This is a genomic window from Kaistella solincola, from assembly GCF_000812875.1.
Lineage (GTDB): Bacteria > Bacteroidota > Bacteroidia > Flavobacteriales > Weeksellaceae > Kaistella > Kaistella solincola.
Window position 1 is genome coordinate 566,762 of the sequence record NZ_JSYK01000002.1, and the last position, 20,949, is coordinate 587,710.

The following is a 20,949-nucleotide window of genomic DNA, read 5'->3' on the forward strand; positions in this document are numbered from 1 at the left end:
TTTAATCTTTGATGTATATTCGTTTTACCCGACGCGAAATTGAAGTTAAAACTTCGTATGGAATGGTAGAACAGCTTTCTGCAAATTGTTCCAGCGAAGGGCAGGAGTTGAACAAAATTACCTCTTCACCTTCCTTTATCGATGCATTACCAAGATCAACCATCAGCATGTCCATACAAACATTTCCGACAATCGGGAAAATGCGGTTCTGAATTCCAACCACACCCACCTTATTTCCCAATAACCGCGGAATACCGTCGGCATAACCCACCGGGATTGTTGCGATTTTGGTGTCTTTTTCAGCTTTAAATTTACGGTTATATCCCACAGATTCACCTTTTTTAACCTCCGAAATTTGGGAAATCACGGTCTTAAAGGTAACTGCGCTTTTGAGTCTTTTTGAAATTTCAAAATTGCTGCTAATTCCAACCATTCCAATTCCGATGCGAACCATTTCGAATTGATATGCGGAAAAGTTTACAATTCCGGTGCTGTTCAGAATATGGCGAATGGGTTGGTAACCTAAATTTTTGGTTAAGAAATTGGCATTTTTTTCGAAAATTCCAATCTGTTCCAATGTGTACGCATTTTCGTTTTCATCATCGGCAGAACTTAAGTGACTGAATATGGATTTTACCTTCACGTTCATTCCTCGAAGTTTCGAAATTAGCTCCGGTAATTCTTCAGTTTTAAATCCGAGCCGGTGCATTCCCGTTTCCAATTTAATGTGAATTGGATACGTTTGCATAATTCCCTTTTGAAGCAGCTTTTCATTGAATAAGACCAGCACTCGGAAGCTGTAAATTTCCGGTTCCAGATTAAAATCAATTATGCTGTTATAGCTGTGCTGCTCAGGATTCATCACCATAATTGGTGTTGTAATGCCGTTTTTCCGCAAATCTATACCTTCATCAGCATAAGCAACACCTAAATAATCAATGTGGTGATGTTGAAGAAATTCCGCGATTTCGTATCCACCAAGCCCATAAGAATACGCTTTAACCATCGCCATCATTTTGGTTTCAGGATTTAGCAGCGATTTATGAACGTTGATGTTGTGTAAAATTGAGTTCAGATTAATTTCTAAAACCGTGTCGTGCTTTTGAAGTTCCAGAAAAGTCTTTACCCTTTCAATTTCAAATTTCCGCGCACCTTTTAGCAGAATTAAATGATTTTCAACAAGGTTAAGTTGGTGACTGTCAATTAATTCCTGAGTTGTGGTGAAGGTATGCGTTTCATTTTTAAAAAGTCCTTCGTGCTGTGTGATTTCCGAACCTACGAGAAAAATTTGGTCGAAATTTTGCTGATTTGTTAATGTAGAAACTTCGTGATACAGCTCCTGTGAATTTTTTCCTTCCACAAAATCCGTCAAAATCAGGCATTTTTGCGGCTTATTATATTCTTTAATATTTTGATAAGCAATTTTCAGCGAATCGACATCCAGATTAAAAGAATCATTGATGATCAAATTATTACGAACACCGATGACACTTTCGAGCCGCATTTCGATGGCTTTCAAACTGTTTAATCGGCGGACAATCTGGTCGTTTGTAAATTTAAACTCTTTTAAAACCGCAATTACACAAAGCACATTGCTGATTGTCGCTTCGTCACGCTGGGAAACCGGAAAAGAGAATTTTTCACCCAAATAGCTCACGGAAATTTCCTGCGTGCGGTCCGTCCAGTTTCCTACGACGTGCAAATTGTTCTCGCTATGAAAACCGAAAGAAATTAGCCTTTTAGCAGGATATTTTTCTTCCATCACACTTTTTACCGCAGCATTGTCGCCATTGAAAATAATCAATTTCGAATGCTGAAAAAGCTTAATCTTCTCGGAAATGATTTCATATATATCTTCAAAATTTACCGAGTGTGCGGTACCGATATAGGTGAGAATTCCAATTTTCGGTGAAAAAATATTTTCCAGAATTTCCATTTCACCCGGTTTTGAAATGCCGACTTCGAAAATTCCGAGTTGATGTTTGTGCTTTATTTCTAAAAGTGAAAGCGGAAGACCTAATTGTGAATTAAAACTTTTGGGGCTTTTAACAGTGGTAAAATCATGAAAAAGCGACTGGTAAAGCCATTCTTTAACAATTGTTTTTCCGTTGCTGCCGGTAATTCCAATGGTTTTCAGCTGAAACTGCTCTAAATGGTATTTAGCAAAATTTTGCAGAAACAGCAGCGAATTTTCTACAATAATCCAAGTAACGTCGGAGAATTGCGGTAAATAATTTTCCGCAATAATTACCATAATTCCCTTTTCAATAACCGAGTGGATATATTTTTCACCTGAATTTTTAGCCGTTGTAATGGCAACAAATGCGGTATCTGCTACAGAATAAATATTTCTGCTGTCGTAAGCGATATTTTTTATGGTGACATCGGGATTACCAATCAGTTTTGATCCGGTAATTTCTGTGATTTCTTGGGCTGTATAGTTCATTCGGTTGGCCTATTCAGGTATTCTTCATTGAAAACTTTTCTGCTTACTGCTTCGTAACTGTCGGTTTCACCAAGCTGCACCAAATCGGTATTTGCAGAAATTCTCATCGAATGGTTGGCTAAATTTCCGGTTCTTTTACAAATCGCGTGCACTTTGGTTACATATTCTGCGGTTGCCATCAGGTTTGGCATCGGACCGAAGGGACGCCCCAAAAAATCCATATCAAGTCCCGCAATCACCACTCTAACACCACTGTTAGCCAGTTTATTAGCTACTTCTACAATGCTTTCATCGAAAAACTGTGCTTCATCGATTCCCACAACATCGCAGGTGCTGCCAAGCAGTAAAATTTCGTTCGGGCTTTCTACCGGTGTACTTCGGATTTTATTTTGATTGTGAGATACCACTTCTTCCTCTGCATAGCGCGTATCGAGTTTCGGCTTAAAAATCTCCACGCTTTGCCCAGCCATTTCAGCGCGGCGCAGTCTGCGGATTAATTCCTCTGTTTTCCCTGAAAACATAGAGCCGCAGATGACTTCCATCCAACCGCTTTGTTTTGCGTGATTAATTGTATTTTCTAAAAACATTTGTTAATTTAGCCGTAAGAATTTAAAGGCCAAAATTACGGAAATTTAATAAGAAACTGATATGCAGAATCTTCAAGATATACAGGATAAAATTTTTTTTGAAACCAAAACAATTTTAGAAACACTGGGGAAAATAGCATCGGTTGATGAGCTGCTGGCAAAACACGACTTGTTCAGCGAAGTTACGGACAGAGTGGCATTTCTGAGAATTCTGGAAAAAAATTCCGAGGGTTTTGAGCAGATTTTTAAAGATTTTAATGATTCGCTTTCCGTTAAAGAAAATCAGAAAAAAACCGCCTTTTACCAGGAAGAAAATTTCGATGATTCGTCTTTTCCCGAAGATGTCATTGAAGAAGAAGTTCTGTTTACCAACGAGCTGAATGCGATTGAACCTGAAGAACCTGCCAAAACACCTGAACACGAGGAAATTTTACCGGATCCGAATTTTAGCAAGGAGCAAAAGCAGTACAATATTAATGTTGAGGAAGCGCGCGCTTTTAACGAAGAACAGCATATTTTAGAAAATTCCACAAGCGCCGATATTATCGCGCAGAAAGAAAGAGAACTGGAAGAAACCGAAGCGCGGCGTCGGCAAATTGTAGAAATCAGCAAACACGCACAGGAAGCGCAGCCAACTGAAGAAAGTTCTCATAATGAGGAAACTCCCCTTCAGCAGGCAGAAAAAAAATTCAAACTCGCTCATATCAAAGGATTAAAAGCCGTAAAGCAAATTTTTGATAATGATCCGCTGGAAGAAGAGAAAGAAATGCAGCCGGAAAAAGGGAGTATTTTGAAAACCAATGTTCAGACGGATTTTATGGAAGCTGAAAGACGCAAACCGGAATTCCGTTTGGATTTAAATGACAAAGTTGCTTTTACGAAAAGCCTTTTTAACGGAAATTCTGAGGAATTATCGACAGCAATTGCGGAGTTAAACAGCTTTAAAACTTTGGACGAAGCAAAAAGTTATCTCAGCGAGCTGTATCACGAAAGAAACTGGGCAAAATCTGATGAATATGCGCAGCGGCTCTGGAGTTTGGTTGAAAATAAATTCATGTAAGGTTGATTGATGATTAAAAAAATAGAGGATTTTAACAGCGTTTTTTTTATTGGCATTGCAGGCGTGGGAATGAGCGCCATTGCGCAATATCTGAAAGGAATTGGTAAAAAAGTAAGCGGCAGCGACCGCTATTTTCATGCTGATGAATTTAATAAAACGCGCGAACAGCTGGAAAACGAAGGAATTGAGTGCTTTGTTCAGAACGGCAGCGGAATCACCGAGAAAACAGATTTAATCGTAGTTTCCACTGCGATTGAAGATACGGTTTTCGAAGTAAAAAAAGCAAAAGAACTCGGTATTCCAATCATAAAACGCAGCGAACTTCTTGCAATAATTGCTGAAAGTAAAAAAACCATCGCGGTTGCCGGAACATCCGGGAAATCTACAACCTCAGCAATGTTGTACCAAATTTTGCTTGACGCTAAACTGAATCCCAGCATTATTTCTGGTGCGGGCTTAACAAGCATCATTAAAACCGGAAAAATAGGTAATGCAGCCGTAGGAAAAGGCGAGTGGCTGATAATTGAAGCCGATGAAAGCGACGGCTCCATTGTGCAATATCAACCTGAAATTGGTTTGCTTTTAAACATCGATAAAGATCATCAGGAAATTGATGAATTACAGGATTTATTCACCGCTTTTAAAAATAATACCAGAGGCTTATTTATTGTAAATCAGTCCAATACATTAGCAAAAAAACTCTCTGCCGATTCAGCACATGATTTTGGTTTTGAAAATAATTCTGCCGGTTATTCCGCCGAAAATTTTAAACAAAGCGGTTTGTCTTTAACCTTTAAAGTGAAAGGAGAGAAATTCGAGATGAATTCGCTTGGACAGCATTCCGTAGAAAATGCTACGGCCGCAATTGCGGTTGCAAATCAAATCGGAGTTGATCTGAAAATCTGCGCGGAAAGTTTAGCACAATATGAAGGAATTTACCGCCGACACCAAATTCTCGGAAAGAAAAACGGTGTTTGGGTAATTGATGATTACGCACATAATCCCGCGAAATGCGCAGCTTCAATTAAAGCCTGTCAACCTTTAGCAAAGAAAGTAATCGCTTGGTTTCAGCCGCACGGTTATGGTCCGACGCGTTTTCTGAAAGACGATTTCATCGAAGAAATTTCAGCAGCTTTACGCCCACAAGATGAAATCTGGATGAGCGAAATTTTCTACGCGGGCGGAACCGCGGTGAAAGATATTTCCGCAAACGACCTGATTGAAGGAATAAAAAATAACGGCAAAAATGCCTATTTTATTGAAAATCGGAATAACCTTCTTAAAACACTTCAACCTGAATTGAAAGAAGGCACACTTTTGCTTTTAATGGGCGCGCGCGATCCAAGCCTGGAACTTTTCTGTAAAAATATTTTTGAAAATCTGTAGATGAGTGGAATAATGTATTTTGTTCCAACACCGATTGGGAATTTAGAAGATATGACCTTCAGGGCGGTAAAAATCCTGAAAGAGGTGGATTATATTTTATGTGAGGATACGCGGACTTCTGGTGTGCTTTTAAAACATTACGAAATAGCTAAACCGCTGAAATCGTATCATTTACACAACGAGCATCACAGCACGCAGAAGGTTATTGAAGATTTAAAAAATGGTCAGAATATCGCCATAATTACCGACGCCGGCACGCCGGGAATTTCAGATCCGGGATATTTACTGGCAAAAGCCATTGCAGATGAAAATTTAGAAATGCAGTGTTTACCTGGCGCGACCGCTTTTGTGCCTGCTTTAGTAGTTTCTGGTTTACCAAATAATGAATTTTTATTCGTAGGTTTTTTACCTCAGAAAAAAGGGCGTCAGACTAAATTAAAGCAGCTGGCAGGGGAGAAAAAAACCATTATTTTGTACGAAAGTCCACATAAGATTAATACGACTTTAGAACAAATCAAGGAATTTTTTGGTGAAGAAACCAAGGTGAGTTTAAGCCGGGAAATTTCAAAAAAATTCGAAGAAACCAAACGCGGAACAATCGACGAAGTTATTGATTTTTCAAAGTCAAAAACCTTAAAAGGTGAAATCGTGCTGATTATCAATAATGTAATCGTAAAAGAAGACAGCGAAGAAATTCCGATGTCTAAGAATAAATACAAAAAAACAGAAAAATAAACGGGAGAATATGGGATTATTAGAAGGAAAGGTTGCGTTGATTACGGGCGCAACACGCGGAATCGGAAAAGGTATTGCAGAAGTTTTTGCTAAAGAAGGTGCCCACGTAGCTTTTACTTACGCAGGTTCTGTGGATAAAGCAAAAGCGCTGGAAGAAGAATTGGGCAAGCTGACCACGGTAAAATCTTATCAATCCGATGCTTCAGATTACGACGCGGCGCAGCAGTTGGTTGCCGATGTATTGGCAGAATTTGGTAAAATCGATATTTTGATAAATAATGCCGGAATAACCCGTGATAATTTGATGTTACGCATGTCCAAAGACGATTGGGACACCATTATCAAAGTGAATTTAGATTCCGTTTTCAATCTTACGAAAGCCGTCATTAAACCCATGATGAAGGCCAGAACCGGTTCCATCATCAATATGACTTCCGTTGTTGGAATTAAAGGCAATGCAGGTCAGGCAAATTATGCCGCTTCAAAAGCCGGTGTTATTGGATTTTCCAAATCGATCGCGCTGGAATTAGGTTCCCGAAATATTCGTTGTAACGCCATTGCGCCGGGCTTTATCGAAACTGAAATGACTGCAGCTTTAGACGAAAAAACCGTTCAGGGATGGAGAGAATCGATACCTTTGAAACGCGGTGGACAGCCGGAAGATGTAGCCAACGCTTGTGTATTCCTGGCGAGCGACCGTGCCGCTTATATCACCGGACAGGTTCTGAATGTGGACGGCGGAATGCTCACATAAAAGCTAAAATCAAAAAAAGCTCCAAATCACGCCAAATTTTTTGCGTGGCAGGTAAATAAGAATAGCGGAATATGTTTTGTATTCCACTATTCTTAATTACCATGATTGTATGAGCTCATTATTAGAACTTTTCCAGAAAACGCGTGCGCAGACTGTGGCGATTTGCAAACCCTTGGAAATTGAGGACTATATTCCGCAGCCTGTGGATTTCGCCAGTCCGCCGAAATGGCATTTAAGCCATTCCACCTGGTTTTTTGAGGAGATGATTCTTAAAAAATTCATACCTGATTATCAGGTTTTTAATCCACATTTTGGTTTTCTTTTCAACAGCTATTACCAAACTTTGGGTGATCGGGCAATCCGCACCGAACGCGGAACCATTACCAGACCCGCTGTAGCTGAGGTTTATGACTACCGGAATTACGTTGATCAGCACATTTCAAATTTGATTCAAAACAATCAGGACCAAGCTTTAGCAGAACTGATTATCTTGGGAATTAACCACGAGCAGCAACATCAGGAACTGCTGATTACCGATCTCAAACATACTTTTTCTTACAATCCAACTTATCCGGTTTATAAAAAAGACTTCAACCTTACCGCGCAGGAAAATGCCGAAGAAGGCTGGCTTCAGGTGGATGAAGGAATTTATGATATCGGTTTTGAAGGCGAAGGTTTTCATTTCGATAACGAAAAAGGTCGGCATAAAGTTTTTCTTCACGATTTTCACATCTCAAAAGCTCTCGTTACCAATGCCGAATATTTGGAATTTATCGACGCCGCCGGCTATGAAAATTTTAAATTTTGGTTAGATGAAGGTTGGTCCTGGGTTCAAGAAAATGAAATAAAATGCCCTTTATACTGGAAAAAAATTGAAAGTAAATGGTATTCCTATACTTTAGAAGGTTTAAAACTGCTCCAACCGCAACATATTCTGGCACATATTTCTTTTTACGAAGCGCAGGCTTTTGCGACCTGGAAAGGTTTGCGGTTAGCGACGGAATTTGAATGGGAAGCAGCAGCAGATCAACTACAGTGGGGAAACCGCTGGGAATGGACATATTCCGCGTATTTACCATATCCAAATTTTAAAATTGCTGACGGCGCTGTCGGTGAGTACAATGGAAAATTTATGATAAGCCAGATGGTTTTGCGCGGTGCTTCTACAGCAACACCAAAAGGCCACGAAAGAAAAACCTACCGAAACTTTTTTCACCCCAAACACCGCTGGCAAATCACCGGAATACGATTAGCAAAATGACAAAAGACATTACTTTTTTAGAAGATATTAAAACCGGTTTTTCGCATTCACCGAAATATATTTCGTCGCAATATTTTTACGATAAAGCAGGCGACAAGCTGTTTCAGCAAATTATGAACATGCCGGAGTATTACCTGACCGACGCGGAAATGGAGATTTTCAAAGAGCAAAGCGAAGCAATTATTAAATCGTTTGAACTTGACCCGAAAAAAGAATTTGAACTGATAGAATTGGGCGCCGGGGACGGTAAAAAGACGCAGCACTTGCTAAAGGCCTTACTCGCGAAAAAATACAGATTCACCTACATTCCGGTGGATATTTCGCAAAATACGCTAAACGTCATCGAAAGCCGCTTGGATGATGTTTTGGTAAATCTGGAAATTTTGCCCAAACAAGGCGATTATTTTCAGGTCTTGGAAGAACTTATTGCGTCGCAAAAACCAAAAGTGGTGTTATTCATAGGTTCCACTTTGGGAAATATGCCGGATCAAGTCGCTAAAGATTTTCTGAACCAAATTTCTGCACATGTAAAACCAAATGAGAAATTGCTGTTAGGTTTGGACCAAATTAAACCTGTAGAAATCGTACTTCCGGCCTACAACGACGCAGCCGGGATTACGCGCGAATTTAATCTGAATCTGCTTCGCAGAATTAACCGTGAGCTTGAAGCGGATTTTATCCTTGAAAATTTCGAGCACGCGCCTGAATATGATGAAATCGAAGGAATTGCAAAAAGCTATTTGAAAAGCAAAAAAGACCAAAAAGTTTTTATTAAAAATTTAAACCAAATCTTCCATTTTGCTGAGAATGAGCTCATTCACACCGAAATTTCTAGGAAGTATAACGATGAAATTTTAAACGAACTTATAAGTGAATCGGGTTTAGAAATTTCTGAAAAATTCCTTGATAAAAGGGGATATTTTGCAGATTATATTTTAACCAAAAAATGATTGCGGCTTCAATAAAAAAAGGTATTCTAGGTTTGGGGCGCGTTTCTACGACCTATTACTTTAATGAAATTCAGCGCCGATACCAGCTACTTCACGATGAATTTTCAACTTGTGAACTGCTTCTTTATCAAATTGATTTTCAGGAAATAAACCCTTTTTTGCCGAATAATTTTGAAAATTTAATTCCAAAAATAGAAAGCTATTTGGCCCAAATTTCCAAAATGGGAATTTCTCATCTTTTAGTGCCGAATATTACGTTGCACGAAACTTTAGATAAAATTGATTTTCCTTTCGAGATTTATCATCCGGTCGATTTGGCTTTTAATTATTTAACGGAAAAAGCCATTTCTGAAATCTACATTTTCGGAACATTCTACACCATGAACGGAAGATATATTTGCGAAAAATTTGCCCAAAAAGCCGTCAAAAGTTTAAAACCAAATCGCGCTGACCAAACTTGGCTTGACACATTTCGAAAGGCGGTTTACAATGAAACACAAACCGCTGATGAGGTGAAACATTTTCAAAATTTAATAGAAAAATACACCACAAAAAGTCCCGTACTTCTGGCATGTACGGAACTTTCTGTTTTTTCACCGAAAGATAATTTGCGGTGTATTGATATGGCTGAACTTCAGATTATAGATTTTCTAAAATGAAAAATTTGTCTTTTTAAACGTTAAAAATTTGGTTTTCCTGTTCAGCCACGCGGATGAAAGTGGTGCGTTTTGAAAGTTCGCGCAACTGCGAAGCGCCAACGTAAGTACAGGTAGAGCGCACACCGCCTAAAATATCTTTCACGGTTTCAGCAACTGCACCTTTGTACGGAACTTTCACCGTTTTTCCTTCGGAAGCTCGGTATTCTGCAACACCGCCGGCATGTTTATCCATGGCGGTTTGCGAGCTCATTCCGTAAAAAAGCCGGAATTTTTTGCCGCTTTCTTCCACTATTTCGCCGCCACTTTCATCATGTCCGGCGAACATTCCGCCGAGCATCACAAAATCGGAACCGCCGCCAAACGCTTTTGCCACATCACCCGGAACTTTGCAGCCGCCGTCAGAAATAATGTGCCCGCCAAGACCGTGCGCCGCATCAGCACATTCGATTATTGCGGACAGCTGCGGATAACCGACACCGGTTTTAATTCTGGTTGTGCAAACCGAACCCGGACCAATTCCCACTTTAATGATATCCGCGCCCGCCAAAATAAGTTCTTCTACCATTTCACCCGTAACCACATTTCCCGCGATAATGGTTTTGTCTGGAAACTGTGCACGAACTTTTTTCACGAAGTCTACGAAATGTTCGGAATAACCATTCGCAACATCGATGCACAGAAAATTAATTTTTGGGTGCTTTTCGACTATATTTTTGATTTTTTCTTCATCGGAGGAACCAATTCCGGTGCTTAATGCGATGAAATCATAGATGGAATCTGGCTGATTGCTTAAAAAATCACTCCATTCTTCGAGGCTGTAGTGTTTATGAATGGCGGTGATTATTTTATCTTTTGCCAGCGCTTCTGCCATTTCAAAAGTTCCGACCGTATCCATATTTGCAGCGATAATCGGCACGCCGCTCCATTTTTTTTGAGAATTTACGAAGGTGAAACTTCGTTCAAGACTAACCTGCGATCTGGATTTCAAGGTCGAACGTTTCGGACGGATCATCACGTCTTTAAAACCTAATTTTATTTCGTTTTCTATACGCATTTTTTACATTATTATAATTAAATTTTGCTTGGAATTATTCCATAATTTGCTTTAAGCTTTCCAGATATTCATAAGCTGTAAGGTCAAATTTTACAGGAACAATTGATATAAAGCCGTCTAACAATGCGGTTTCATCAGCATCGTCGCCATCATCCATATTGTTGAAATAACCGGTCAACCAATAGTATTTTTTACCGTGCGGGTTTACCCGTTCATCGAAATTTTCCTCCCACTTGGCGTTTGCCTGACGGCAAACTTTGATTCCTTTTATTTCGTCTTTATCAAGTTTCGGAATGTTTACGTTCAGCACAATACCTTTCGGCAAAGGATTTTCCAGGACATTTCGAACAATTTTCTGGATATATTCTTTAGCCTGCGAAAAATCCGCATCCCAGGAAAAATCAAGCAACGAAAAGCCGATCGCTTGCAAACCTTCAACACCAGCTTCCACCGCGGCGCTCATCGTGCCGGAGTAAATTACGTTGATGGAGGAATTTGCACCATGATTAATTCCGGAAACCACCAAGTCCGGGCGGCGCGGCAATATTTTGTCCAAAGCAAACTTCACACAATCCACGGGAGTTCCGCTCAGCGAATAATCTTTTTGGGCACCTTCGAGGTTGATTTCCTCAAAAGTTATCGTAGAATTTATAGTAATAGCGTGACCTTTTCCGGATTGTGGTGAATTTGGAGCTACGACAATAACTTCGCCGATTTCGCTCATAAATTCCACCAGATTACGGATTCCGGGTGCGGTAATTCCGTCATCATTCGTCACTAATATCAAGGGTTTTTGCATATAAATTTTGGGTTTCCACAAATTTACTTAAAAAATAGTGCGTAGATATAAATAAGGTATTAATTTTGATTGCTTGTAGCAACCTGTAACAAAACCGGTAAATACCCAACAAATTATTTATTACTACCCATTTTATGTTCAAAAAATTTAGCCTCAATACTTTACTGCTTTTTATTCCTTTAACGAGCCTGGTATTTTGTTTTAATTCGCCAAAAAATGATGACGAAAAAATGTCGACCATCATGATCAGCGTTAAAAATACCTTAAGCTACCTTCACTATTCACCGAAACCAATTAATGATGCTTATTCCCAGGAAGTTTACAAGCATTATTTCGATATGGTTGACGGTTCCAAAAGATATTTCTTACAGTCTGATATGGCTGAATTCGCGCAGCACAAAACCAAACTGGATGATTATCTAAACCAGGGCGATCTGAAGTTTTACAAACTCACAATTGACCGTTTATATCAACGTGTTGATGAAATTGATAAAATTACTCAGGATATTTTAAGCAAACCGATTAACCTGAATGAAGACGAAATTCTGGTTCTGGAACCGAAAGTAAAATCAAATCCTGTAAGCCAGGCAGAGCTTGCGTTAGAATGGAAAAAATACATTAAATACAACATTCTTCAGGAAATGGAATCGCTAACTGCGAAAGAAGAAATGCAGCGTGAAAAAAAAGATTCTGTACAGAAATTTAAGCTTAAAGATACCATTAAACTCGAAATTTTAACGCCGGAACAAAAACGGGTGAAAGCAACTCAGGAAGTGAAAGATCTGGTGACCGACACTTTCCGAAGGTTTAAAAAGCGTAATAAGATGGACTGGTTTACGGTTTATATGAACGCATATACCGAAGTTTTTGATCCGCATACCAATTATTATTCACCAAAAAATAAAGAAGATTTTGATACTCAGTTTAAAGGAAAAGTAATCGGGATAGGTGCTATTATTCAGGAAAAAAGAGGATTTCTGTATTTGGGTCCTCTCACCATCGGCGCGCCGGCCTGGAAATCCAAGCAGCTTTCTGAAGGAGATAAAATTCTGAAAGTACGCTCTAAGCCCAGCGAAGATGCTGTAAACGTAGTCGGAATGCTGTCCGACGAAGCAGTGCGGTTGATCCGTGGTGAAAAAGGCACGAAAGTAACTTTAACTGTGGAGAAAAAAGATAAAACCATCCGTGAAGTTACCATGATCCGCGAGGAAGTTGCGATTGAAGATACTTTTGCGCGCAGCATCATTGTAAATTCACCAGACGGCAAAAAATATGGTTTCATCAATTTACCAAGCTTTAATGCTGATTTCGAAGATGCTAAAGGCAGAAATGCTTCGGATGACATTAAAAATGAACTCATTAAACTAAAAGCGCAAAAAGTACAGGGAATCGTTCTTGATTTACGAAACAACGGCGGCGGAAGTTTAACCGAAGTTGGCGATATCATGGGACTTTTTATGAATGAGGGTGCCTATGTGCAGGTGAAAGACGGAAACGGAAAAATCCAGACACTTCGTAATAAAGCAAATACACCGATCTGGACCGGTCCGGTGGTAATTATGCAGAACGAACTTTCAGCTTCTGCATCTGAAATTTTAGCAGGTGCAATGCAGGATTACGGCAGAGGTGTAATTATCGGTTCGCCGCAGTCTTTCGGTAAAGGTACCGTACAGACATTTGTTGATTTGAACAGATTTTTGAACACCACCGACGATTTCGGTTCTTTGAAACTAACCATTCAGAAATTTTACCGGGTTACTGGTGAATCTACCCAAAGAAAAGGTATTGAGTCTGACATTAAAATGAAAGATTTCTATACTTATTCTGAAATTGGAGAGCGTTACGACGACTATGCTTTGGCGTGGGATAAAATTCCGGCGGTGGAATATAAGCCGGTTAATTATTTCTCGGTATTGGCGTTACAGAAAGGTTTGGAAGCGCGTTTAGCAAACAACAAAACCTATCAGCTCGTGCAGGAATCTGCGCAGTGGAAAGAAAAGCTGGATCAGGAAGAAACCATTTCGCTGAACCAGGAAAAATTCAATGAAATTATGATGATGCGCAAAGCGCAGATCAAGAAATTTAAAGGTCTGGAGAAATATAACAACGGTTTGAAATTCACCTTGAATGCTGATGAAGCGCTTCGCGAGAAGAAAGACGAAGCTTTCACCAAAAAAACAGAACTCTGGGTTAAAAACCTGAAACGCGACCTTTATCTGCAGGAAGCAATTCAGGTAATCTCTGAAATGAAATAAAGAACTCTGCTATAAAAAATACCACCGATTTTCGGTGGTTTTTTTGTTTTTGTACCGTTCAGCTAAGGAATTTAACCCTTCGGTCAGTAAAAGTTTTTTTTAATTTTAATCTGCTTTACATTTGATCCAACATTTAAGTCATGCAAAGAAAAAGTTTAATTACCATCGCCTGGATTTCCTTTTTTATCGGGAGCATTTTGTTCCTTTTTTTCAATAATGAAAAAACAGTGCAGAATTATCTTAGCTTTCTCGCAATCTCAGCGCTGTACGCTTTTACCATTGCCATGGGAAATGGGGTGATAAACGATTACCTTAACCAAAAATTTTCTTGGGTTGAAGACACAAAAACCCGCCTGATCTGGGGAATAATTTCCACTTTGGTAATTAATGTGATTTTGGTGCTGTTCTGTAATTATGTGAATTTTATTTTAATTCAGAAAGAGAATCCAAATGAATTTTTCGCCGGTAAAATGGGCTTTTTTAACTGGATTATCTTGAACATCACTTTGCTGGTCTCTGCTATCCTGCATGCCCGGGAATTTATGGACGCCTGGAAACGCTCCACACGACAGGAAGTTGTGCAGCAGAAACTGATAGCAAAATCTGCCAATGCCCAGTTTGAAAGTTTGAAAAATCAGTTGGATCCACATTTTCTCTTCAACTCGCTGAATGTGTTAAGTTCTTTAATCGATGAAAATCCCGAGCAGGCACAAAATTTTACCGCCTCCATGTCCAAAATTTACCGATATGTCTTGGAGCAAAAAGATAAAGAATTGGTTACGGTTCAGGAAGAAATAGATTTTGCACGAATCTATTGCGACTTGCTGAAAACTCGGTTTGAAGACAGCGTAAGCTTTGAATTTAATGTATCTTCTCGCGATTTGAAATTTTATGTAGTTCCACTTTCGTTGCAATTGCTGTTGGAAAACTGCATCAAACATAATTTTGCTACGTCTGGAAAACCGTTGCACATTAAAATTTTTGCGGAAGAAAATCACCTTATTATTGAAAATAATCTTCAGCAAAGAGAGCAGGTGAAAGAAGCAGCAGGAATCGGACTTGCAAATATCGTTCAGCGCTATTCTTTGCTGACCAAAAAAAATGTATTTATTGAAAAATCACCCACTTTTTTTAAAGTAAAAATACCTTTATTAACCGAAAAAATTACTGCAATGACGACATCACAATCATCCCAAGAATCAAAGGCTTATGAAAGAGCCGCAAAAAGAGTAAAAGAATTGAAAGGTTTCTACGGAAATCTCCTCTCCTACTGTTTGGTCATCCCTTTTTTAATTTTTGTAAACCTATATACAGCGCCTCAATATCACTGGTTTTGGTGGCCAGTGCTGGGCTGGGGAATAGGTTTGACCTCTCATGCCCTTCAGGTCTTTGGAATTGGCCGGAACTGGGAAGAAAAACAGATTCAGAAAATTTTGGACAAAGAAAAATAATACATCATGGAAACATCTAATACTACTCATAATAAGTATCTTGAGGCCAAGAAAAGAGTTAAGCGAATTAAGGGATTTTATACTCATTTATTCGTGTATATCTGCGTAAATTTATTTATCGTTTACCTGAATTATTCACAACTGAAACCGGGAGAAACCTATTTTCAATGGCAAAATTTCCTAACATTATTTTTCTGGGGAATTGGTTTGCTCGCGCACGGTTTAAGCGTTTTCCTGCCGAATTTTATTTTAGGTAAAAACTGGGAAGAGCAAAAAATCCGGGAATTAATGGAGAAAAATAAATAGTTTTTACCATTTTTATGAACGTGAAAAAGATTAGCACCGTCATCATCGAAGATGAAAAACCCGCCGCGCGGAAACTACAACGCCTTTTAAGCGATTTTATTGATTTAGAAATAGTTGCAGTCTTGCATTCGGTGGAAGATGGTTTAGAATTTTTTGAAAAAAATCCGGCTCCGCAGCTCATTTTTTCGGATATTGTTCTGGGTGATGGACTGTCTTTTGACATTTTTGAAAAATTTCCCGTTAAAAGCTTCTTTATTTATACCACGGCCTTTGACCAATATACCCTGAAGGCTTTTAAGCTTAACTCGATTGATTATCTTCTAAAGCCAATCATGTCCGCAGATCTGGCACAAGCTATTGAAAAATACAAAAGTTTCTTACCTGCTGAAAGCAGTTATAATGCTCAGGAAATCAAAACCTTAATTAAAGAAGATAAGCAGAAATTATCCCGGATTTTGGTTAAAATTGGTTATAATTTAAAAATCATTCAGACAGCTGACGTAACCTGCTTTTTCAGCGAGAATAAAATCGTGTATCTGCAGACATTTGAGCGCAGCTATCCGACGGATTTCACTTTAGATGAGCTTCAGGAAGTTTTGGACGAACAGAAATTCTTCCGGGTAAACAGGCAATTTATTGTGAATTCTGATTTTATCAAAAACATTCATACTTCACCTGTTTTTAACATTGAACTTCTGGCTCAGCCAAATCAGGAAATAACGGTGAGCCGCGACCGAGTAAAGGATTTTAAGGATTGGCTGGCAAAATAAATTGTAAATTTAGCCGGAAACTACAGCAGGCCGCTGACTTTGTTCTTTAACGCCTTCTTCGATGATTTCTTCAATCATCGGTAAATCTTCTTTTTCAAGCGTTTCAATCTCTTTTTCTTGCAGTTTGTTATGAGGATTGATAAAAAAACTGCAGAAAAGGGGCAAATGGTCGCTGCCGATATTTCTTAAAGTTTTAAAGTCTTTAATGAAAATATTGGTGGAGTGAAAAAACAGATCGATCGGAAAGCGCAGCAAGCGGTATTTTGCATGATAAGTGGAGACAAAGCCGCGACCAATTCTCGGATCAATCAGCTCCGATGTTTTACGGAACAGAATTGAAGAACGCGCCCACGCCACATTATTAAAATCTCCCGCGACAACCACAGGTTCGCTCATTCCTCGCACTTTTTTACCGATTGTAAGCAATTCGCCATCGCGCTCTTTGGCGGTTTCTTCTTCAGTCGGACTTGGCGGTGGCGGATGAACTCCAAAAAAGGTGAATTTTTGACCTTTGTTTGTAAATAATGTCGCTGCAATGCTGGGTAAATCGTCCGCGACAAAGTAATTAACCTTTATATCTTCGACTTTTAGTTTGGTGTAAAGATGAATTCCGTAAGTGTTTTCTAAAGGAACTTTCTTTGAATTTGGGTATTGATCTTCAATCGCGGTCAGTGCGTCTTCCCACGCCTGATTGCTTTCCATAGTGAGTAAAATATCCGGCTTTGTTTCTTTTACCAGATCGATCAGTTTTCCATAATCCTTATTGAATTGGTAAACATTCACCGAAATTATTGAAACTAAATCATAGGGCATTTTCGTGTTTTTAGCCGGATTTCTGCGGTATAACGTGGTATATGGCAACAGAATTATCACATGATTTGCGATAAGTCCAATGTGGAGTAAAACAGTTATCCAAAAAAAGGTGCTTTTATCCGCTAAAAAAATCAGCCCGAAAAGCAACGTGAGAAACTGCAGCGCCACAATTTGTATGCGCGCAAATTCCCAGATCCGGAAAAACCAGTGCTGATGGCTGATAAACGGTAATATGCTGGCGATAATGGTAATCGCTGATAAAATGTAGAATGCTAATTGCATAAATTACAAAAGATAAACTTTGATGTCTGGAACTACGCAAAAATCGGACTAAAAATAATTAAATCTTAAAAGGCTGCAGTTTCCATGTGCTTTTCCAATGGTTTTGCCTCAAAACTGTCATTTATAAATTGGAAAATTTTAGGCTTTTAACACCGAAAAAATTAGTTATTCAACGTGATCTTTTTGTGATTTAAGCTTTTTCAGCAATTCTACCTCGTTTGCGGCAATTTTTCGCGCAAATAACTTGTTGCTATTTACAAGGTTATCAAAATATTCCATTGTTAAAAATGCGGGACCAAGACCATCTTCTTCCCAGTCCATAAATCTTAGAGAGTCATTAATCATATTTTGTGCGTGTATAGAATTCATCAACACCGTTTGGAAATAAAATTCTTCGGCCACATAAGTGTTGTGCAAGCGTTTATAAATAGCTGGTCTTTCGGATGTAAAATCGATGACGTATTTCAGAATGTTCCGCGGTAAAGTCCAGTAAGTAGAGCCACCATATAATTTTTCTTTGAAATAAATTTTCCGCTTAAAATGTAGTTTTTTCTGAATTTGCAAGGTCCACCTGATAACTCGTTCGCCAAATTTGGTAAAGGGGTTGAATTGCGTATTTAAATAATAATATTCCAGCCTGTCTATTCCACCGTTCTTCCAGCTTGGCTTAAGCACACTGAAAAATTCCATATAACCTTTCAGATCTTCGTCTGGAGAAAGCAACAAATTATTTATATAGTTGATGTTTTTGAGCAGTAATAACGTGGAAGTAGGCATTTTCACCGTCTTTCAGCGGAATTCTTGAAAGATGAAGAAAAGCATTCAGATGATTAAGCCCACCCCAATTAATCACATATTTCCTCTCAATGCATTTCACATTTTCCTTGCTCGAAACTTTTGAAATGATGTTTTCATCCACTTTGCTTTTCTTATCAATGTGAATGTAAATATTGTAATCATCGGCCGGAAATTCCTCAACTAGATTTGCAAGTTGCTGAAAATCTTTGTAAGCGGTAATCAGTATAGCATGTTTCATTTGCTAAAATTAAAATTTGCCCATTGAGCAGGGCAAAAACTTATTTCTTTTAAAAATACACATTTTCAACATATTACATATTTACATTTTCAAAAAAATCGAGAAGAAATAGTAAAAATTCATGGAGTATTCAAAAAATTTCGCCTTCTAACGGCATATTTTCGGTTTTTACCAAAAAAATTCCTCTCGAAAAATCGAAAGGAATTTAAATGAATTTAAAATATTTTTACGAAATCACGCCACTTCCCACCAACTCATCTTCCTGATACCACGCTGCAAACTGTCCTTCTGCAATCGCAGACTGTGGATTTTCAAACTCGATATACAAACCTTCCTCAAACTGATAAAGCGTCGCTTCTTCCAAAGGTTGTCGGTACCGGATTCGCGCTTTTACTTTCATTGATTCTCCATTTTTCAGACGTAAATCTTCGCGAACCCAATGAACTTCGGAGTTTACTATTTTCAGAGCTTTGCGGAAAAGCCCCGGAAAATTCTTGCCTTCACCAACGAAGATGAGGTTCTTTTCAATATCGCGTGAGATCATAAAACACGATTCCACATGTCCTCCGATGCCCAAACCTTTGCTTTGCCCGATGGTGAAATAATGCGCGCCTTGGTGTTTTCCGATCACTTTTCCGTCGGTTTTTTCGTATTTTATTTTTTCAGCTAAAAACTGCAGTTCTTCCAATTTAGAAGAAAATTCCGGAATTCCGCGGTTATAACCGTCAAAATCTTTAAAAATCTCTACTATTTCTCCTTCTTTCGGTTCAAGCTGCTGCTGCAAAAATGTCGGTAAACTCACTTTCCCGATGAAACACAAACCTTGCGAATCTTTTTTCTCTGCCGTCACCAAACCCATTTCGCGCGCAATTTCGCGCACTTCAGGTTTCGTCAACTCACCAATCGGGAAAAGCGACCGCGACAGCTGCTCCTGACTCAGTTGGCACAGAAAATACGACTGGTCTTTATTGTCATCTTTACCGGCTAAAAGGTGAAAAATTTCTTTACCATTTTCATCAAAAGTCGAGTTCACGCGCGCGTAATGTCCCGTTGCAACCTTCTCAGCGCCAAGCGATAAGGCTGTTTTCATAAAGACATCAAACTTCACTTCGCGGTTACACAAAACATCGGGATTGGGCGTTCGTCCGTTTTTATATTCCTCAAACATATAATCCACGATTTTCTCCTTATAAAGCTCGCTCATGTCAATTACCTGAAACGGTATTCCAAGCTTTTGCGCCACCATCAAAGCATCATTACTGTCCTCAATCCACGGACATTCGTCCTCCAAAGTGACCGAAGCATCGTTCCAGTTCCGCATAAAAAGCGCTACCACATCATGACCTTGTTTTTGCAGCAAATACGCTGCAACACTGGAATCCACGCCTCCAGAAAGGCCTACTACAATTTTCATATTTTCAAAAAATTAAGAAAAAATTACCGGTTATTTGACCGAATTTTTCAGATTGCAAATTTACGATAATTAAAGCTATTTTTAGGAGCAGCCAGGATCTCGCTCCTTTCTAAGATGGGTTCCCGCTCTTCGCTGTATCTTTCTCCCGGAAGCTCCCGGGCGAAAGGATGCCGCTGCGATCGGGGCTAGAAGCCGGTTTTTCCCTATTAACCAGATTTTTTACCTGCTATAACTCCGCATTTTTTCAAATTATAGAAAATGGCAATTACATAAATTGTGGTATTTTTGAAAGATAAACACCTTCATCATGAAAAATTTTTTCGGCCTTATTTTCAGCTTTTTTCTGATTTTGTCAAATGCGCAGATCAGCACGTCCACAGCGCTTGATAAAGATTCAAAATGGACCATCGGTGGTTACGCCGGTTTGGGCGGAAGTTTCGGAAGTGGTGGCGGCGGCACTTCGGTGTATCTTTCACCGCGCGTTGGTTATAAACTTACTGAAAACCTTGAAACGGGACTCGCAACCAATTTTACCTGGTCCAATTCCAAATATTATTCAGCGACAACTTTTGGTGTCGGGCCATTTCTGAATTATTATTTTGCCCGGAATTTTTTCCTCAGCGGAATGTTTCAGGAATATTTCTTCAACCAAAAAAATAAAATCGACAATCTGAAATATTCGGGTGACGAAGCTGCGCTTTATCTTGGCGGCGGTTACATGCAGAAAATTGGTGAACGTGCGTATATGCAGATTGGCGGAATGTATAATGTGCTGTATGACAAAAATGATTCGGTTTTTGGCAGCGGTTTTATCCCGAATGTGGGTGTAGTTTTCGGACTTTAATTCAAATAAAATTCCGAAAAAAAATGGCCTTTTAACCGGGAAAAATTTCAGCATTTTCAAAAGCAAAATTATCTTCGATACCAAAAT

Annotated in this window: 20 protein-coding genes; 12 read left to right on the forward strand and 8 right to left on the reverse strand. The window is 39.0% G+C overall.

All coding sequences use genetic code 11. The features are described from left to right. Position 1: 1 nt before the first annotated feature. On the reverse strand, positions 2-2,446 hold the full coding sequence (locus tag OA84_RS03645; RefSeq protein ID WP_039342379.1) for a bifunctional UDP-N-acetylmuramoyl-tripeptide:D-alanyl-D-alanine ligase/alanine racemase: 2,445 nt from the start codon (positions 2,444-2,446) through the stop codon (positions 2-4). After that, positions 2,443-3,033, reverse strand: coding sequence for a thymidine kinase (locus OA84_RS03650; protein ID WP_039342380.1), 591 nt, complete (start codon positions 3,031-3,033; stop codon positions 2,443-2,445). The genes OA84_RS03645 and OA84_RS03650 overlap by 4 nt, the downstream gene beginning before the upstream one ends. Positions 3,034-3,094: 61 nt before the next feature. Between OA84_RS03650 and OA84_RS11145 the strand changes: the two genes are divergently transcribed. The 7 genes from OA84_RS11145 (at position 3,095) to OA84_RS03685 (ending at position 9,838) form a co-directional block, all read left to right on the forward strand. Beyond that, positions 3,095-4,093, forward strand: a complete 999-nt coding sequence (locus tag OA84_RS11145; protein ID WP_052252091.1) for a hypothetical protein — start codon at positions 3,095-3,097, stop codon at positions 4,091-4,093. Between the two features lie 9 nt (positions 4,094-4,102). Further along, positions 4,103-5,479, forward strand: a complete 1,377-nt coding sequence (murC, locus tag OA84_RS03660) for a UDP-N-acetylmuramate--L-alanine ligase (protein ID WP_156965026.1) — start codon at positions 4,103-4,105, stop codon at positions 5,477-5,479. Next, positions 5,480-6,214 (forward strand): 16S rRNA (cytidine(1402)-2'-O)-methyltransferase, encoded by a 735-nt coding sequence (rsmI, locus tag OA84_RS03665; protein ID WP_039342382.1) that lies wholly within the window; start codon positions 5,480-5,482, stop codon positions 6,212-6,214. A gap of 10 nt (positions 6,215-6,224) precedes the next feature. Continuing rightward, positions 6,225-6,968 (forward strand): 3-oxoacyl-[acyl-carrier-protein] reductase, encoded by a 744-nt coding sequence (gene fabG / locus OA84_RS03670; protein WP_039342385.1) that lies wholly within the window; start codon positions 6,225-6,227, stop codon positions 6,966-6,968. A 109-nt stretch (positions 6,969-7,077) separates the two neighbouring features. Continuing rightward, on the forward strand, positions 7,078-8,229 hold the full coding sequence (egtB, locus tag OA84_RS03675) for an ergothioneine biosynthesis protein EgtB (RefSeq protein WP_039342386.1): 1,152 nt from the start codon (positions 7,078-7,080) through the stop codon (positions 8,227-8,229). After that, positions 8,226-9,179: an L-histidine N(alpha)-methyltransferase gene (locus tag OA84_RS03680; protein ID WP_039342389.1), complete on the forward strand. Its 954-nt coding sequence runs from the start codon at positions 8,226-8,228 to the stop codon at positions 9,177-9,179. Before egtB ends, OA84_RS03680 begins: the two co-directional genes overlap by 4 nt. Then, the gene (locus OA84_RS03685) at positions 9,176-9,838 is read left to right on the forward strand and encodes an aspartate/glutamate racemase family protein (RefSeq protein WP_039342391.1); all 663 of its coding nucleotides are present in this window, start codon (positions 9,176-9,178) and stop codon (positions 9,836-9,838) included. Before OA84_RS03680 ends, OA84_RS03685 begins: the two co-directional genes overlap by 4 nt. Positions 9,839-9,851: 13 nt before the next feature. On the opposite strand, the gene OA84_RS03690 is transcribed toward OA84_RS03685, so the two are convergent. Together OA84_RS03690 and surE are read right to left on the reverse strand one after the other, a co-directional pair. Beyond that, complete coding sequence (locus OA84_RS03690) at positions 9,852-10,892, reverse strand: GMP reductase (protein WP_039342392.1); 1,041 nt, start codon at positions 10,890-10,892, stop codon at positions 9,852-9,854. 34 nt (positions 10,893-10,926) lie between these two features. After that, complete coding sequence (surE, locus tag OA84_RS03695; RefSeq protein ID WP_039342395.1) at positions 10,927-11,691, reverse strand: 5'/3'-nucleotidase SurE; 765 nt, start codon at positions 11,689-11,691, stop codon at positions 10,927-10,929. A gap of 134 nt (positions 11,692-11,825) precedes the next feature. On the opposite strand from surE, the gene OA84_RS03700 reads away from it, so the two are divergent. From OA84_RS03700 to OA84_RS03715, 4 genes are all read left to right on the forward strand, one after another. Next, on the forward strand, positions 11,826-13,946 hold the full coding sequence (locus OA84_RS03700) for a carboxy terminal-processing peptidase (protein WP_039342397.1): 2,121 nt from the start codon (positions 11,826-11,828) through the stop codon (positions 13,944-13,946). Between the two features lie 140 nt (positions 13,947-14,086). Beyond that, positions 14,087-15,397: a 2TM domain-containing protein gene (locus OA84_RS03705; RefSeq protein WP_039342400.1), complete on the forward strand. Its 1,311-nt coding sequence runs from the start codon at positions 14,087-14,089 to the stop codon at positions 15,395-15,397. Between the two features lie 6 nt (positions 15,398-15,403). After that, positions 15,404-15,703 (forward strand): 2TM domain-containing protein, encoded by a 300-nt coding sequence (locus tag OA84_RS03710; RefSeq protein ID WP_039342403.1) that lies wholly within the window; start codon positions 15,404-15,406, stop codon positions 15,701-15,703. A gap of 29 nt (positions 15,704-15,732) precedes the next feature. Continuing rightward, positions 15,733-16,473 (forward strand): LytR/AlgR family response regulator transcription factor, encoded by a 741-nt coding sequence (locus OA84_RS03715; protein ID WP_156965036.1) that lies wholly within the window; start codon positions 15,733-15,735, stop codon positions 16,471-16,473. Positions 16,474-16,482: 9 nt separating this feature from the next. Here OA84_RS03715 and OA84_RS03720 read toward each other — a convergent pair whose 3' ends face one another. From OA84_RS03720 to mnmA, 4 genes are all read right to left on the reverse strand, one after another. Further along, positions 16,483-17,568, reverse strand: coding sequence for an endonuclease/exonuclease/phosphatase family protein (locus tag OA84_RS03720; protein ID WP_039342408.1), 1,086 nt, complete (start codon positions 17,566-17,568; stop codon positions 16,483-16,485). A gap of 165 nt (positions 17,569-17,733) precedes the next feature. Beyond that, a complete protein-coding gene (locus OA84_RS03725) occupies positions 17,734-18,345 on the reverse strand; it encodes a beta-1,6-N-acetylglucosaminyltransferase (protein WP_084060828.1) in 612 nt (203 codons plus the stop codon). Continuing rightward, positions 18,296-18,604, reverse strand: a complete 309-nt coding sequence (locus tag OA84_RS03730; protein ID WP_039342414.1) for a beta-1,6-N-acetylglucosaminyltransferase — start codon at positions 18,602-18,604, stop codon at positions 18,296-18,298. Before OA84_RS03730 ends, OA84_RS03725 begins: the two co-directional genes overlap by 50 nt. Positions 18,605-18,830: 226 nt before the next feature. After that, on the reverse strand, positions 18,831-20,018 hold the full coding sequence (gene mnmA / locus OA84_RS03735) for a tRNA 2-thiouridine(34) synthase MnmA (RefSeq protein WP_039342416.1): 1,188 nt from the start codon (positions 20,016-20,018) through the stop codon (positions 18,831-18,833). Between the two features lie 307 nt (positions 20,019-20,325). Here mnmA and OA84_RS03740 point away from each other — a divergent pair, with 307 nt between their 5' ends. After that, positions 20,326-20,862, forward strand: coding sequence for a hypothetical protein (locus OA84_RS03740; protein WP_052252092.1), 537 nt, complete (start codon positions 20,326-20,328; stop codon positions 20,860-20,862). Positions 20,863-20,949: the final 87 nt, after the last annotated feature.